Here is a 17,736-nt window from a genome sequence, read left to right as displayed (position 1 = left end):
TCATCTTGCTTGTTCGCCCTGTCGGTCGTGGTCGGATGGAGTTGCGAAGACAGTACGCAGGCGAGGCCCCAGCACGGCAAGTGCCTCGGTCGAAGTCATGCGCCAGTGGGTGACCGGCACTGAATGGTCATGGATTCGCCCGCTCACGGCATCGGCCCAGCCTGCCGCCCCGCGGCTGTCGTCCTCGGCTGCGGTGAAATACACGACGTCACCGTCGAACCGTCCGGGCCGGTGACCGGCCGCCAGGACAACGTTGTGCCGGGCCGCGTCCATCAGCTGCCGCACGAGACGTTCGGTGTCCTCGGCCGGAGTGCCGGTGACGTCGGCGACCACCCGGACGATCCCGGCGAGATCCGCCGGTCCGTCACCGTCTCCGACAACGCCGAGTCCTGCGAGCAGGTCGCTCATCGGCATTTCCGGCTCCTCGGACGCGTCGGTGTCGGTGTCGGTGTCCGCGAAACTGTCGAGCATCACCAGTGTTTCCACTGCGCTGCCGGCGGCCTGGAGTTGCACCGCCATGGCGTGCGCGATGACACCTCCCAGCGACCATCCGAGCAGCCGGTACGGGCCCTCCGGCTGGATCCGGCGTATCTCGTCGACGTAGAGCGCCGCCAGGTCGTCGAGGGATTCAGGCCGGTCCTCGAGCGGGGTCTGCACTCCGTACACGGGTACGGACGGGTCGATCTCCTGCGCGAGAGCGGTGTAGCACCACGACAATCCGATGATCGGATGCACGCAGAAGACCGGGGGAAGGTCGCCCTCCGCACGGATCGGGAGCAGCGTTCCGAACTCCGGACCGGACCCCCCGCCCTCGGCGATCTTCCGAGCCAGCGCTTCCACCGTCGAATGCGAGAACAACGACGGCAACGGGACCGCGACGCCCAGCGCGTCGCGCAACTGCGCGACGAGCCTGGTCGCGACCAGGGAAGTGCCACCGAGCGCGAAGAAGTCGTCGTCCGCCCCCACCTGTGCGACACCGAGAATATCGGAGAAGGCGTCGGCCACAGCACGTTCGGTGTCGCCCGACGGGCGCCGGAACTCGCGTGCCCGAACCTCGGGCTGTCGCAGCGCTTTCCGATCGACCTTCCCGTTGGGTGTCGTCGGCAACGCATCGAGCACGACGAACTGCGCCGGCACCATGTACGACGGCAGCACCCGGCCCAGTGCCTCCCGCAGTCGCTGCGTATCGAGTTCACCGGTGGGCACGACGTAACCGACGAGTTGTTCCGGCCACGCCACCACTACCCCGGCCGCAACATCCTCGTGTGCGCGCAGCACCGAGTCGATTTCCCCGAGTTCGATCCGCTGGCCCCGCAGCTTGACCTGCATGTCGTTGCGGCCTACGTATTCGAGTTCGTGATGTGCGTTCCACCGCACCAGATCTCCCGTGCGGTACATCCTCGTCCCCGCACCGTCGAACGGGTTCGCCACGAACCTGTCGGCCGTCAGGTGTGCGCGTCCCGCATAGCCGCGGGCCAACTGGACACCCGAGAGATAAAGCTCGCCCACGACTCCCACCGGCACGGGATGCAGACGTGTGTCGAGCACCAGGGCACCGGTGTTCCGAACGGGTGTACCGATGGGGACGCGCCCACCGCCGGAATCGGGATCGCTTCGGCGGTGCGTGGCCTGCATCGTCGTTTCGGTCGGGCCGTACAGGTTGTGCACCCCGCACCCGAGCATCCTCCGCGCGCGGTCGGCCGTCGCACCCGACAGGGCCTCACCGCCGGCAAATACCAGCCGCAACGACGGAGTGGGTTCCTCCAGCACGTCGAGCACCGCGTCGAGCACGACGGGCACGAACTGTGCCACGGACACCTCGAAATCCACCAGCGCACGCGCGAGGTACTGCGGATCGCGGTGACCGTCCGGTGCCGCGACGACCATCCGCGCTCCACTGTGCAAGGGCCAGAAGAGCTCCCACACCGATGCGTCGAACGTCAGCGGAGTCTTGAGCAGAACGGTGTCGGCAGCATCGGCGCCGAACTCCTCCTGCAACCAGTCCAGCTGGTTCACAGCCGACGCGTGCGAGACCGCCACACCCTTCGGGCGCCCCGTCGAGCCCGACGTGAACAGCACGTACGCCGTGTTGTCCGGGCGCAGTGGGCCCCGTCGCTCGGCATCCGAGATCGGCCCGTCCGGTACACCGGTCGCATCGAACGTGCCGATATCGAACACCGTCCGATCCGCGCCCAGGTGGTGGCGCGAGTCCGACAACACCAGTATCGGATCGGCGATCTCGAACACGTAGGAGATCCGCTCGGCCGGTTGCCCGGGGTCGACGGGCACGTAGGCACCGCCGGCGGCGACCACGGCGTGGACCGCGATCACCGCGTCGATCGATCGCTCCATCGCGATGGCAACGTTCGTCTCAGGGCCCACACCCAGCGAAATAAGATGCCGGGCAAGACTGTTGACTCTCGAAGCGAATTCCGCGTAGGAGTACGAGGTGTCTTCGTCGGCGACGGCGACGGCATGCGGTGTCGTCGCGGCCTGCGCGGCCGACCGATCCGGCAGGGTGGCGCCGCCCGGGCCGGTGCGCACCGCGGGGAGGCCCATCTCGTGTAGGGCCGCACGCTCCGGCGGCGCGAGCCATTCCAGGTCGCCGACGGGAGTTTCGGGATCGCGCACTGCTGCGGTGAGGATGCGGACGAACCGATCGGCGAATCCCGCGACGGTGGAAGCGTCGAAGAGGTCCGTGGCGTAGGTCCACGTCAGGTCGATACCGTCCGGAGTGCCGCCCTCCGAGAATGCTTCGTGCGCGGTGACCTGGAGATCGACCATCGCCTGGTTCAGGTCGGCCTCGACGGGTTCGATGTCGACGCCACCGAGACGGAAATCGACGGGCTGCATGTTCTGCAGCGTCAGCATCACCTGGAAGAGCGGGTTACGCGCCTGCGAACGGGCCGGTGCGAGGACCTCGACGAGGCGCTCGAACGGCACGTCGGCGTGCGCGAACGCGTGCAGATCCGTTTCCCGCACCGAGCGGAGCAGGTCCGCGAACGACCGGCCCGGGTCGATGTCGGTACGCAGGACCAGCGTGTTGACGAACATCCCGATCAGATCGTCGAGTTCGGCTTCACCACGACCGGCAACCGGCGTACCGAGCGCGATGTCGGAGGTGCCGCTGAGCCGGGCGAGAGCGGACGCCAGGGCGCTGTGCAGCACCATGAACAGCGTGGCGTGGTGTGTTCGCGCGAGCCCGAGCAGACCTCGGTGGAGCGACGCGTCGAGACCGACCGTGTGCGACGCACCCCGATGGGACGCCACCGGGGGACGCGGCCGATCCCAGGGCAATTCGAGCTGATCCGGCAGCGACGCCAAAGTCTCGCTCCAGTACGAGATCTGCTTCGACACCACGCTGTCCGGGTCGTCCTCGGAGCCGAGGATCTGCCGCTGCCAGAGGGTGTAGTCCGCGTACTGCACCGGTAGCGGAGCCCACGTGGGCGGCTGACCGCCGACGCGCGACGCGTACGCCGTCATCACATCCCGGGTGAGCGGTCCCATCGAGAATCCGTCACCCGCGATGTGGTGCACCACGAAGACCAGGATGTATTCCTCCGGCCCGGCGCGGAGCAGCCGCACTCGTACCGGCACCTCCGCCGTCACGTCGAACCCCGCCGAGATCAATTCTCCGACGACGGCGAACACGTCGTCCGGTTCGACCGGGACAGGCGTCGGATCCGCGTCCACCTCGGACAACGGCACGACCCGCTGGATACCCGCGCCGTCGGCCTCCGGGTACACGGTGCGCAGGATGTCGTGCCGCAGCAGCAGGTCCTCGACCGCTGCCTTCAGTGCTGCGTGGTCCAGGTCGCCCGACAACCGGAGCGCGACCGGGATGTTGTAGGTCGCGGCGCCGGGGTCGAACCGGTTGAGGAACCACATCCGCTGCTGCGCGAGCGACAGCGGAATGCGAGCGGGACGCTCCTGCACGACCAGCGCCGGGAGCGCTACCCGTCCCATGTACTCCTGCGCTGCCGCGGCGAGCGCACCCACCGTGGGCTGTTCGAACAGGACGCGGAGGGGGATGTCCGCTCCGAGTTCCGACCCGATCCGCGACATGACCCGCGTGGCGATCAGGGAGTTGCCGCCGAGGGCGAAGAAGTCGTCGTCGAGCCCGACCCGGTCGGCGCCGAGCAGTTCGGCGTAGACCGAGGCGACGGTCTGCTGGACCGCGTTTTCCGGTGCGCGGAATGCTCGCGTCTCGAAAGCCGGGACCGGCAGCGCTTTCCGGTCGAGTTTGCCGTTCGCGGTGATCGGCAGTGTGTCGAGCACGAGGATCTGCGCGGGCACCATGTAGGACGGCAGTTCGTCGGCGATCCGGTTGCGGAGCAGGTGCGTGTCGGCGGTATTGCCTTCGGTGGGGACGACGTAGCCGATGAGCCGGTCGCCGGTGCGGGCGTCGTTGTGCACCAGCACGACAGCCTGCGCGACCTCGTCGGTGCGGGTGAGGACGGCTTCGATTTCACCGAGTTCGATGCGCAGGCCCCGCACCTGCACCTGGGCGTCGCGGCGGCCGACGAAGTCGAGCTCGCCACCGGCCGTGCGCCGCACCAGGTCTCCGGTGCGGTACATGAGCCCACCGGTGTAAGGGTTGGCGACGAAGCGGGACGCCGTCAGCTCGGGCCGACGGTGGTAGCCGCGGGCCAGTCCGGCACCGGACAGGTACAACTCGCCGACGACACCGTCGGGCACGGGGTGCAGGCGGTCGTCGAGGACGACGGCCCCCGCACCGCGGATCGGCGCGCCGATGGTGATGATGTCGCCCGCGGTCAGCGGCGCGGTCTCCGTAATGATGATGGTGGTTTCGGTGGGGCCGTAGCAGTTGACGAACCGGCACACGGAGCCGAACTTGGCAACCAGTTCGGGAGGGCAGACGTCGCCGCCGACCATGACCGCTTCGAGGTCGGGCAGGTCGTCGGGTGTGACGGTGCCGAGCGCGGCGGGCGCGGTGAGGATGTGCGTAACCCGTTCTCGCCGCAGCAGATCGGACAGTTCTGTGCCACCGACGATCTCCGGCGGCGCGACGATCATCGTGGCACCGACGGAGAACGCGGCGATCTGCTCGAACACCGAGGCGTCGAAGCTCGACGACGAGAACCGGAGCATCCTCGACCCGGAGCTCAGGCCGAGTTCGGGGCGGTGTTCGCCGGTGAAGGCCGCCAGCCCGCGGTGGGTGACGACGACACCCTTCGGGGTGCCGGTCGATCCGGAGGTATAGATCATGTAGGCGGCGGACCCGGCCGAGGTCGTCCGCCGGATCGGCGCGTCGGAGTATCCGGCGGCGGCGTCGACGCGGAGCCACGAGATGTCGGTCGACGGTGCGTCACCGTGTGTGAGCCCGAGAAGCGCACCGGAATCCGACAGCAAATACGCGATGCGCGCGGCGGGCAGCGCGGGGTCGACCGGTACGAACGCCGCACCGGTCTTGGCCACGGCCCACAATGCGATGATCGCGTCGACCGACCGCGGGAACGACAGCGCCACGAACGTTTCCGGGGCTGCGCCGTGCTCGGCGAGCATGCGGGCGAGACGGTTCGACGCACGATCCAGCTCGGTGTACGTCAGGTGCCTGGCCCCGTCGGTGGCCGCGATGCCGTCCGGGTTCGCGGCGACACCCCCCGCGAAGATCTCCGGCAGCACGCGTACCGGCAGATCCGCGGGCACGGCGTGCCGGAGCGCACGGGCGGCATCGGCGTCCTCCATGAGCGGCACCTCGCCCACCGGCACCGCGGGGTTCTCGGTCACGGCGTCCAGCAGGCGCAGCCATCGCCGCGTCAAGGATTCCGCGGTACCGGCATCGAACAGGTCGGTCGCGTAGGTCAGCGACCCGGCGAGGCCGCCGTCGTCGTCGCGGAGGGTGAATTCGAGGTCCACCTTCGCGACATCGATACCCGGCTCGACGGGTTCGATCTCGAGGCCGGGTAGTTCGAGGACACCCGTGCCCTGGTTCTGGAGCGACAGTGTCACCTGGAACAGCGGCGCGTGGCTTTGCGAGCGGACAGGGTCGACGGCGTCGACGATCTGCTCGAACGGCACGTCGGCGTGCCCGAACGCGGCGAGGTCGGCGTCGCGGGTCTGCTCGAGGGTCCGATCGAAGCCGGCGGCCGGGTCGAACCGGGTGCGCAGCACGAGGGTGTTGACGAACATGCCGACGACGTCGTCGAGCGCTGCCTCCCCGCGACCGGCGACGGGGGTGCCGACGCTGACGTCGTCGGTGTTGCCGAGCCGCGCGAGCAGCACGGACAGGGCGGCGTGGAGTGCCATGAAGCGCGTGGCGCCGTGTGCCCGGGCGAGGGCGTCGAGTGCGTCCACGGTGTCTGCACCGATGCGGAAGTCGGTGCGTGCGCCGCGTTGCGAGGCGACTGCCGGGCGGGGCCGGTCGGCGGGCACCTCGAGCACGGCCGGGACGTCGTCGAGTGCCTCGGTCCAGTAGGCGAGCTGACGCGCTGCAAGCGATCCGGCGTCGGCGGGGTCGCCCAGCACGGCGCGCTGCCACACCGCGAAATCGGCGTACTGCACAGCGAGCGGCGCCCACTGCGGAGCGGCGCCGGCGAGCCGGGCGCTGTAGGCGACGAGGATGTCGCGGGCCAGCGGCACGGTGGAGGCGCCATCGGCGGCGATGTGGTGCACGACCACCACGAGCACGTGCTCGTCGGCTGAAGCCTGGAGCAGGGCGCCGCGAATCGGGACCTCGGTCGTGACGTCGAATCCGCGCGAGAGCACGGCGAGGATCTCGTCACGCTCGGTATCGGCGGTGATCGGGCGCGGCGTCAGGTTCACCGGGGCGTCGTCGAGGACCACCTGGTGTGGACCGTCGGCGTCGGGGAAGACCGTCCGCAGGGTCTCGTGCCGCTGCACGACGTCGTGCACCGCGGCGCGCAGCGCGTCGTGGTCGAGTCGGCCGCGCAGTCGCACGGCGACGGGGACGTTGTAGACCGGCGACGTGGGATCGAACCGGTTGATCAGCCACATCCGCTGCTGCGCCGGCGAGAGCGGAATGCGGTCGGGGCGGGGCCCGGCGACGAGCGGCGGGCGCGTGCCCGGCCCACTGTCACCGACGACGGCGGCCAGTGCGGCCACGGTCGGGTTCTCGAACACCGCGCGCACCCCGAGCGACGCGTCGAGTCGCGCCACCACACGGGTCGCCGACAGGGAGTTACCGCCGAGGGCGAAGAAGTCGTCGTGCGCACCTGCCTGCTCGAGACCGAGCACGTCGGCGTACACCGCCGCGACCCGCCTTTCGGCGTCGGTACGCGGTGCGACGAACTGTGCGGCGGCGAAGACGGGTTCGGGCAGTGCCCGCAGATCGACCTTGCCCGCACCGGTGAGGGGGAAGGCGTCGACGACGGTGATCGCCGAGGGCACCATGTAGTCGGGCAGGGCGCGGGCAGCGTGAGCGGTCACGTCGGCGGCGACGATCGCGTGACCGGGTGCCGGCACCACGTAGGCCACCACGGCGCCGGTTGCGGCGTGGGGCACGCTCACCGCGGCGTCGACGGACGGATGCCCGGACAGGACGGCGTCGATTTCGGACAGTTCGATTCGATGGCCGCGAACCTTCACCTGGAAGTCGTTGCGTCCCAGGTATTCCAGTGTCCCGTCCGCGGTCTTCCGGACGCGGTCGCCCGTCCGGTACATGAGTCCGCCACCGACGGGGTCGGCGACGAACCGCGTTGCGGTGAGCTCGGCGCGATCGTGGTAACCCCGCGCGAGCCCCGCGCCGGATACGTACAGTTCGCCGGGCACTCCGATGGGCACCGGTTGCAGCCGGTCGTCGAGAACCATCGCGGACGTGCCGAGCACGGCACGGCCGATGCGCACCGGTTCTCCCGGCGTCATCGGACCGAAATGCGTTGCCATGATGGTCGACTCGGTGGGGCCGTAGGCGTTGAACATCGCCCGGCCCGGCGCCCATCGTGCCACCAGCGACGGTTCGCATGCCTCACCGCCGACGACGACCACCCGGACGTGCGGCAGCGTCTCGGGATCGAGTGTCGCCAGTGCCGCGGGCGTGAGGAAGAGGTGGGTCACGCCGGTGTCGGCGAGCACCGTCCCGAGTTCGGTGCCGCCGTAGATACCGGTGGGGACGAGCACGAGGGTCGCTCCCCCACCGACCGCCATCAGCAGTTCGAGCAGCGACGCGTCGAAGCTGGGTGACGCGAATGCCGCGACGCGGTCACCGGGCCGCACGCCGTAGTGGCGTTGCTGCTCGGCGACGAATGCGGCGAGGCCGCGGTGGGTGACGACCACGCCTTTGGGCACGCCTGTGGAACCGGAGGTGTAGATCAGGTAGGCGGGATGGTCGGGGTGCGGTTCGCGCGCAGGGACGGGCCGGTCGTCGCCGGTCTGCGCGGCAGCGTCGAGCCACCGCACCTCGTCGGGCAGGGCCTTGCGGTGTGCGTCGGTGGTGAGACCGAGGCGCACACCCGAGTCGGTGAGCATGTGCTCGATGCGAGCCGCCGGATAGGTCGGATCGACGGGCAGGAATGCGGCGCCGGTTCGGGCGACCGCCCAGACTGCGAGTACCGATTCCACCGAACGTTCCACGGCGACGGCAACGACCGTCTCGGGGCCTGCGCCGGCCTCGATCAGCGTGTGTGCGAGCGCTGAGGAGCGGCGGTCGAGTTCGCCGTAGGTGACGATGCGCGTCCCGGAGACGAGCGCGGGTGCGTCGGGATCGGCGGCAGCCTCGGCAAGTAGCTGCGGGAGCGTGCGTACGCCGACGGATTCGGGGCGGCGCAGCAGTTCGCCGTGCTCGGCGTGCGAGAGCAGGTTCAGCGAGCCGACGGAGGCATCCGGAGCTGCCACGGCCGACTCCAGCACCCGCACGTAGCGCTCGACCAGCAATGCGGCGGTGGTGTCGTCGAACAGGTCGCGGGCGAAGGTCAGCGTGACGGTCGCGTGCCGCTCGTGCTCGGTAACGGCGAATTCGAGGTCGAACTTGGCGATCCCGAAATCGACGGGCAGCACCTCGATGTCGAGACCGGGCAGCGTCACCGCACCCGGCTGCGGCACGTCGAGCGCGAGCACCGTCTGGAACAGCGGTTGGTGCGACGTCGAGCGCGCCGGGGCGAGTGCCTCGACGAGTTGCTCGAACGGGAGATCGGCGTGGGAGTACGCGGCAAGGTCGGTGTCGCGCACCGCGGTCAGGGCCGCTGCGAACGAGAACGAGGCATCGAACCGGGTGCGCAACGGGAGGGTGTTGACGAACATGCCCACCACGTCGTCGAGGTCACGATGGCCGCGACCGGCGACGGGCGTGCCGACGGTGACGTCGTAGGTCCCGCCGGTTCGGGAGAGCAGTACCGCAAGGGCGGTGTGCAGCACCATGAACAGCGATGCGTCGTGCGCCCTCGCCAGTTCTGCCGCGCGGCCATATACCGGTGCGGGCACGTCGACGGTGACCGTGCCGCCCCGGAACGAAGGGACCGCCGGTCGACGACGGTCAGCGCGCAGGTCCAAGACCTCGGGGGCATCGGCCAGGGCGTCCCGCCAGAAGGCGAGTTGACGGGCCGCCACCGAGTCGGGGTCGTCGGTGCTGCCGAGTCGTCCTTGCTGCCAGAGTGCGTAGTCGGCGTACCCGACCGGCAACGGCTCCCACGCCGGGGCGCTGCCGGCGCTGCGTGCACCGTAGGCGGCGACCAGATCGCGGGCGAGCGCTTGCATCGACCAGCCGTCGATCGCGATGTGATGCACGACCAGCACGAGGACGTGCCGGTCGGCGTCTTCGCGGACGATGTTCAGCGCGAGGGGAATCTCCCGGGTGACGTCGAAGCCGCGGGCGACGACCTCGAGGAGCCATTCGTCGAGCGTCCCGTGCAGGGCGTCGGCGTCGAGTGTGAGTGCATCGATCACCTCGGCGGCCGGCAGGATCTCCTGCCGGGGACCGTCGCCGGTATCCGGGTAGCGGGTGCGCAGCGTCTCGTGCCGGTCCACGATGTCGGTGACCGCGGCGCGCAGCGCGTCGATGTCGAGCGTGCCGGTCAGGCGTAGCGCGACCGCCACGTTGTAGGCACCCGAGGCCGGGTCGAAGCGGTTGACGAACCACATGCGCGCCTGCGCCGGTGAGAGCGGGATGTGTTCTGGGCGCGGCCCCGCGACGAGCGGCGGACCCGCCTGCCGGTCTTGTTGTCCGTCGATGAGACCGGACAGTCCGGCCACCGTGGCGTTGTCGAACAGATCGCGGATCTGCAGACGGGTGTCGAAGGTGTCGTCGAGGCGGGCGAGCAGCCTGGTCGCGGTCAGCGAGTTACCGCCGAGATCGAAGAAGTTCGCCGTCGCGCCGAGGCCGTCGCGTCCGAGCACGTCGGCCACGATCGCCGCCACTGTCTCCTCGGTTGCGGTGGCCGGGGCGACGTACTCGGTGCCGGAGCCGAATTCCGGTGCGGGGAGGGCTTTGCGGTCGAGCTTGCCGTTGGAGGTCACCGGGAGCGCGTCGAGCACCATCGCGACGGTGGGAACCATGTGCCGCGGGAGGCGCGCTGCGGCGTGCGCGAGGACGGCCTCGCTGTCCACGGCGCCGACCACGTACGCGACCAGGTGTTCCCCGGCTGCGTGGTCGCGATGCAGTGCGACCACGGCCTGAGCGACGGCGTCGTGGTCGAGTAGCGCGGACTCGATCTCTCCGAGTTCGATGCGCTGACCCCGGAGCTTCACCTGGAAGTCGCTGCGGCCCACGTACTCGAGGACGCCGTCGGCGCGCCACCGGACCACGTCGCCGGTGCGGTAGAGACGTGCTGGGCCGGACGGGTCGGCGACGAACCGCGCTGCCGTCAGGCCGGGTGCCGCATGGTATCCGCGAGCGAGTTGCACTCCCCCGAGATACAGCTCGCCCTCGACGCCCACCGGGACCGGACGGAGGCGCGAGTCCAGCACGCGCACAGTCGTGTTCCAGACCGGTGCTCCGATGGGCACCGGGTTCTCCCCGGCCACCGTCGGATGAGCGGTGACGTCGACCGCGGCTTCCGTCGGCCCGTACAGGTTGTGGAGGGGCACGCCGAGGCTCTCGGCGAACCGTGAGACGGTGGTGGCGGGCAGCGCCTCCCCACTGGTGAACACCTGCCGCATGCTGCCGCAGCGCCCGAGGTCGGCACCGGCGAGGAAGACGTCGAGCATCGACGGCACGAAATGCAGTGTGGTGACGCCGTATTCGTCGATCACGCGAGAGAGGTAGCGCGGGTCGCGGTGCCCGTCCGGGCTCGCGAGCACCACCGAGGCACCGGTCAGCAACGGCCAGAACAGCTCCCACACCGACACATCGAATGTCGCGGGAGTCTTCTGCAGCACCACATCGTCGACCGTGAGCGGATAGGTGCCCTGCATCCACAGCAGGCGGTTGACGATGCTGCGATGCGAGATGGCGACACCCTTGGGGCGTCCGGTGGACCCGGAGGTGAACAGCACGTAGGCCAGGTCGTCGGGGTGGAGCGGCGCACGGCGGTCGAGATCGGTGAGCGGAGCGCCGGAGAACCCGGCCGTGTCCGGCAGAGCGCTGAGCACCCGGGCGGGGGCAGCCGTATCGAGTACGTGTGCGGTGCGCGACGCGGGTTGTTCGGGGTCGATCGGCACGTAGGCGGCGCCGGCGGTGACGACGGCGTGGATCGCGGTGAACTGGTCGAGCGACCGCGGCATCGCGACGCCCACCAGGCCGCCGGGGCCGATGCCGTCGGCGACGAGGGCACGGGCGAGGCGGTTGACCCGCGACGCGAATTCCGAATACGGCAGTGCGGGAGCGCCCTCGACGAGGACGGCCCGCGTGTCGGGAGTCCGCTGCGCTTTCTGCGCAAGAAGGTCCACGAGCGTGGTGGGTGGCAGATCCCGATCCGGGCCGCGTTCGAATCCGGCGACGGTGTCTCGTTCGCCGGGCAGGAAGACGTCGACGTCCCCGACGTGCGTGTCGGGCCCGGTCGCCGCGGTCTCGAGTACTCCGACGAGGCGCCTCGCGATGCGGTCCACGGTGGCGCGGTCGAACAGGTCGGTGCGGTAGCGCACGCTCAGGCGCAACCTCGGTTCGAGGATCGCCATGACGGTGAGCGGGTAGTGCGTGGCGTCGCGGGCGTCGATACCCGTGACGCGCATGCCGGCGAAGTCGGTGGTCTCGTCGAAACCGGCGCGGTCGACGGGGTACGACTCGAAGACGGTGAGGGTGTCGAACAGGGTTCCGGCGCCGATGTTCTGCTGGATGCTGCCCAGACCCACGTGGTGATGGTCGAGCATCGACACCTGCGCGTCCTGCACGCTGCGCAGCACGTCGGCGACGGTGTCCCCGGGCTCGAACTCGACGCGCACCGGCACCGTGTTGATGAACAGGCCCAGCATGTTCTCCACACCGGGCAGTTCTGCGGGGCGACCGGACACGGTCGCGCCGAAGACCACATCCGAACGCGTGAGCATCCGGCCCAGGACGAGCGCCCACGCGACCTGCACGACCGTGTTGACGGTGATCCCGGTCTCACGCGACTGCTCGGTGAGCGCGGTGAGCAACTCGTCGGGCAGATCGATGTCGATCTCGCCGGGGTTGTCCTCGAAGGACGTCTCGGCGTTCGGCGCGACGAGCGTCGGCTCGGTAACGCCGGCGAGCAACTCGCTCCACGCCTGGAGCGACCGGTCCGTGTCCTGCTCGCGCCACCATCGGAGATAGTCCCGGTACGGCGCGGGCTCGGGCAGCGCGTCCCGGGATATGTAGTGGGTGAGGATCTCTCGCACGAGAAGGGGCATCGACCACCCGTCGAGCACGAGGTGGTGGTTGGTCAGTACGAGCGTCGCGCGGTCGTCGGCGGTGCGGACGAGTACTGCCCGCAGCAGGGGCGGCCGGGCGGGGTCGAAGGGTGTTCCGCGCTCGGAGTCGAGTATCTCGGCGGCTCCACCCGCACCGGCCCGCACCTCGCGCCACGGCACGGCGACGCGATCGAGCACGAGTTGCACCGGGTCCCCGTTCTCGTCGTGGACGAACGCGGTGCGCAGGCCGGCGTGCCGGGCGACGACCGCGTCGACGGCGCTGCGCAGCCGGTCGCTGTCCACGGCACCGGCCAGTTCGAGGGTCAGTTGCGCGACGTAGACGTCGAGCGAGCCGGCGGCGAGCCGGGCGTGGAACAGCAACCCTGCCTGGAGCGGCGGGAGGGGCCAGATGTCGCGCACGGCCGGGTACTCGGCTTCCCACTGCTCGATCTGGCGCTGGCCCACGGCGACGAGCGGCACGTCGGACGGGGTCAGGCCACCCGCGTCGGGACGATCGAGGTGCGCGGCGAGACCGGTGAGGGCGCTGCGCCACAGTTCGGCCAGTTCGGCGACGTCCTCGGAGGAGACCAGGCGCGGCACGTACGCGAACGACGCGGTGAGGTGTGGTCCGTCGGGACCGTCGACGACCATGGCGTTGATGTCGATCGCCGCTGCGGCGGCGAGCCCGGAGGTCCGGTTCGGATCGAGATCGAGGTCGTCGGGTACCCAGCCGATCTCGCGGATCTCGTCGGGGATGTGACCCGAGGTGAGCCGGCCGAGGTAGTTGAACGAGAGCTGGGATGCGGGCAGATCCGCGAGCACCGTTCCGGTCTCGTCGTCGAGGTACCGCAGGATGCCGTAGCCGATACCGTGGTTCGGCACGGCGGCAAGCTGTTCCTTCACCGCTTTGACCGCGGCGGCCGCTGCGGATCGGCCGGCCAGGGCGTCGTCGAGGTCGCCGGTGACGGCGAGACGCACCGGGTAGGCACTGGTGAACCAGCCGACGGTGCGCGCCAGGTCTGCCGGGTCCGGCGTATCGAGATCGCGCCCGTGGCCTTCGAGGGTCAGCAGCAGCGAGCGCTCGGCACCGTCGTCCCAGCGTGCGGCCGCCAGCGCGAGGGCGGTGAGCAACCCGTCGGCGGCGCCGCTGCCGTAGAGCGCGGGCAGCCGGGTCAGGACGGCGTCGGTGACCGCCGGGTCGAGTGCGACGTCGATGCGCCGGGTGGCGGCGAGGGTGTCGACGTCCGGGTCGAGGGTGCCGATCCCGCGCAACGGACGGGCCCCGGTCAGCGTGCGCTGCCAGTAGACGAGTTCGTCGGCGAACGCGCCGTCGCGAGCGGCGTCGTGCAGGGCGTGCGCCCAGCGGCGGAAGGACGTACCGATCGGCGGGAGAACAGGCTCCTGGGCCGCCGCGACCTGCATCCAGGCCTGTCCGAGGTCGGGGAGCAGCACCCGCCAGGACACCCCGTCGACGACGAGGTGGTGCGCGACGAGCAGGAGTTTGCCCTGCGTATCGGCTGCGTCCACGTCGAACCACACGGCCTGCAGCGTCACACCCGCGGCAGGATCGAGCGCCGCTGCGGCACTGTCGCATCGGGACGCGATCAGATCCTCGATGTCGTCGAGGTCCGCGACGGGAACGCGCGTGACGAGGGTTCCGGGATCGGCGGCGCCGGCACGGACCTCCCAGGTGCCGCCGCGCATCACCGAGCGCAGCATGTCGTGGCGGTCGAGCACGGCACCGAGCGCTGCGGACAGGTGTTCGGCGGTGAGGCCGGCGGGGGTGGTGACGAGTACCGCCTGCGCGAACGTGGAGTAGTCGCCGCGCCGGAGCATGTCGTGCACGATGGGCGTCAGCGGAATCTGGCCGGCACCGCCACCGGGCAGTTCTGCCATGACCGTGGTCGCCGACACCGCGGTGGCGACACGAGCCAGCGCGGCAATCGTCTTGTGCTCGAAAATCTGCCGTGCCGTGATGTGCAGCCCGGCATCCTTGGCGCGGGCGGCGAACTGCATCGCCACGATGCTGTCGGCGCCGAGCGCGAAGAGCGAATCGTCGACACCGACCCGTTCGACGTCGAGGAGCCCCACCGCGAGTTCGGCGAGCGCAATCTCCGAATCTGTCCGGGGCGCGCGGAATTCGGCCGACTCGAACCGTGGTGCCGGTAGGGCGGCGCGGTCGAGCTTGCCCGCGGGCGTCACCGGAATGTGGTCCAGTTCCATCAGCGCGGCGGGAATCATGTGCGACGGCAGCATCCGGCCGACGCCCTCGAGGAGCGTCGCTGCGTCGAAGAGGTGGTCCGATTCCATCCGCACGTACGAGATCGGCACGCTCGAGTGCCCGGTGTCGTGGACGACGGACGCCGCGTAGTCGACACCCGGTTGTTCGAGCAGCGCCGTGTCGATTTCACCGAGTTCGATGCGGAATCCGCGGATCTTCACCTGGAAGTCGGAGCGGCCCAGGAATTCGAGTTCGTGGTCGACGGTCCAGCGCACGTCGTCACCGGTGCGATAGAGGCGGCCACCGGGCTCGAACGGGTTGGCGACGAACCGGTCGGCGGTCTGTCCCGGCCGGGAGTGGTATCCCCGGGCCAGCGCAGGGCCCCCGAGATACAGCTCACCCACGAATCCCACTGGGACGGGCCGCAATCTGCGGTCGAGGACCACGGCTGCGACACCGTCGAGCGGCCGCCCGATGGTGATCCGGTCACCCGAGTGCAGCGGGCTCCCCGCGGTGACCACGATGGTGGTTTCGGTCGGCCCGTAGCTGTTGGTGAACCGGCTGACGGCACCGAAACGCTCGACGAGGTCGGGAGTACAGACGTCACCGCCCACCACGACGGCGTCGAGAACGTCGAGTCCGGTGGGGTCGACGGTGGTGAGCACGGTCGGCGCCGACACGATGTGGGTGACACGGCTGCTACGCAACAGATCGGCGAGATCCTGCCCGCCGAGGATGTGCGGCGGGGCGACCACCATCGCCGCGCCGGCGCTGAACGCCTGCAGCATCTCGAAGATCGATGCGTCGAAACTCGCCGACGAGAAACGCAACATCCTCGATTCGGGAGTGAGGCCGAGTTCCGGCCGGGCGTCGGCGTCGAACGCGGCGAGCCCGGAGTGGGTGACCACCACGCCCTTCGGTGTGCCGGTCGAACCGGAGGTGTAGATCATGTAGGCGGGATGCTCGGGCCTGGCCGCGACGACCGGCGGCGCATCCACAGCCGGATGCGCGTCGTCCGCGGCGAACCAGCGCGGACCCGTGGGCAGGTGGGGTATCCGGTCGCGCGTGCTGATGCCGAGTCGCGCCCCGGAGTCCCGGATCATGTACGCGAGACGTTCCGCGGGCAGCGCCGGATCGATCGGTACGAACGCGGCGCCGCTCTTCGCCACGGCCCAGAGGGCGACCAGCGCTTCGGCACTGCGCTCCATGCTCAGCACGACGAACGTTTCGGGAACGGCGCCGGCGTCGGCGAGTACCCGGGCGAGCCGATCGGAGCGCTCGTCGAGGGCGCGGTAGGTCAGCGTCCGGTCGCCGTCGAGGACGGCGATGCCGTCGCGGTTGCGCCGCACCCCTTGCGCGAGAAGGTCCGGCAGCATCCGGACGGGGCGCGGCGGGCGGCCGCGGAACGGGACGAGCGTGTCCCGCTCGTCCTCGTGGAGCACGTCGAGCGCGCCCACGGTGCCGTCGCATTCCGCGAAGTCGGCAAGGAACTCGATGAATCGGCTGTGGTGGGAGCGTAATTCGTCGATGGAGTACAGGTTCGGGTTGGCTTCGAGGTCGATGTGCGCCGGATCGCCGGGTTTGCTCGGGTAGATGTTGAGCGAGAGGTCTTCGACCGGTCCCGTGCTGACCACGTGGAGACGGCCGACGAGATCGCCGAGACGGATCTCCGTTCCGAACATCATGATGTTGACGGCGGGACCGAAGAAGCCGCGATCGGCTCCGCCCCTCCCGGTGTCGCGCCGCATGTCCTCGTGCCGGTACCGCTGATGACGCAGCGCTCCGGTGAGTTCGAGTTGCACGCGGGACGTGATGTCGGGAGCGGTGTCCGCGGGGTCCACGCCCACTCGGATCGGCACGACGTTGGAGACCATGCCCCCGGATCGTCGCAACTTGACGGTCGTGCGTGCCGAGACCGGCAGGCTGAGCACGATGTCGGATTCACCTGTGACCCGGGCGAGGAACGCAGCGAAGGCAGCGATGACCACGCTCGTGAAGGTGGCCTGCTCGTCACGGGCGATGACCCGTTCGATGGACGCCGCCACCTCGTCGGGCAGCGGCGCGCTGTAGCGGACCGGATTGGGGCCGACCGGCGCCGCCCGGCCGGAGAGGCCGATCGGGTGCGGCAGGTCGCGGGCCCGCGCGGCCCAGTACTCCCGGTCGGTCTCGAACCGGCCCGATTCGCGGTAGCGGTTCTCGTCGTCGACGATCTCGTGGAGCGCGCTGACGGGGAACGACGCGGGTTCGCGGCCCTCCTTGACGGCGGTGTACCGCTCGGCGATCCGGTTGACGAAGGTTGTGGCGCCGAATCCGTCCAGCGCGACGTGGTGGATCCGGGTGTAGACGAAGTACCGGGCCTCGGCGATGCGCAGAATCGCGCACACGATGAGCCGGTCCTCGAGCATGTCCAGCGGGGTGCGGTACTCGGCCCGCATCCACGCGATCGCAGCGGCCTCGGGATCGGGGCGCTCACGCAGGTCGAGGACGGTGGCCCGATCGTTGAGATCGGGATCGATCACCTGGTAGGGCTGCCCGTCGTGCTCGAACAACCGGAGCATTCCGGTGCCGATTTCGCGACCGGTGGCCGCACCGGCGTCCGCGAACGCCTCGACGTCGAGATCACCGTGGACGTCGATGTACTGGGCAATGGTGAGCGGAATGTCGCCGAGCAGATGCTGGGCGAACCAGATCCCGCGCTGCGCCGTCGAGAGTGGGAAGCCCACCTGAGGCTCGTCGTCGACGAGCACCGGTCCACGCGCATACTGCTGTTCCACTCGGCTCCCGACGCTGGT

Annotated in this window: 1 protein-coding gene; it reads right to left on the bottom strand. The window is 69.9% G+C overall.

Annotated elements, in window-relative coordinates:
• Positions 1 to 17,718, bottom strand: coding sequence for a non-ribosomal peptide synthetase (locus HF877_RS00385; RefSeq protein WP_169618989.1), 17,718 nt, complete (start codon positions 17,716 to 17,718; stop codon positions 1 to 3).
• Positions 17,719 to 17,736: the final 18 nt, after the last annotated feature.

It is taken from the genome of Rhodococcus sp. BL-253-APC-6A1W (assembly GCF_012843405.1).
In the GTDB taxonomy this organism is placed as follows: Bacteria; Actinomycetota; Actinomycetes; order Mycobacteriales; family Mycobacteriaceae; genus Rhodococcus.
This window is presented reverse-complemented; position numbering and strand designations above follow the sequence as displayed.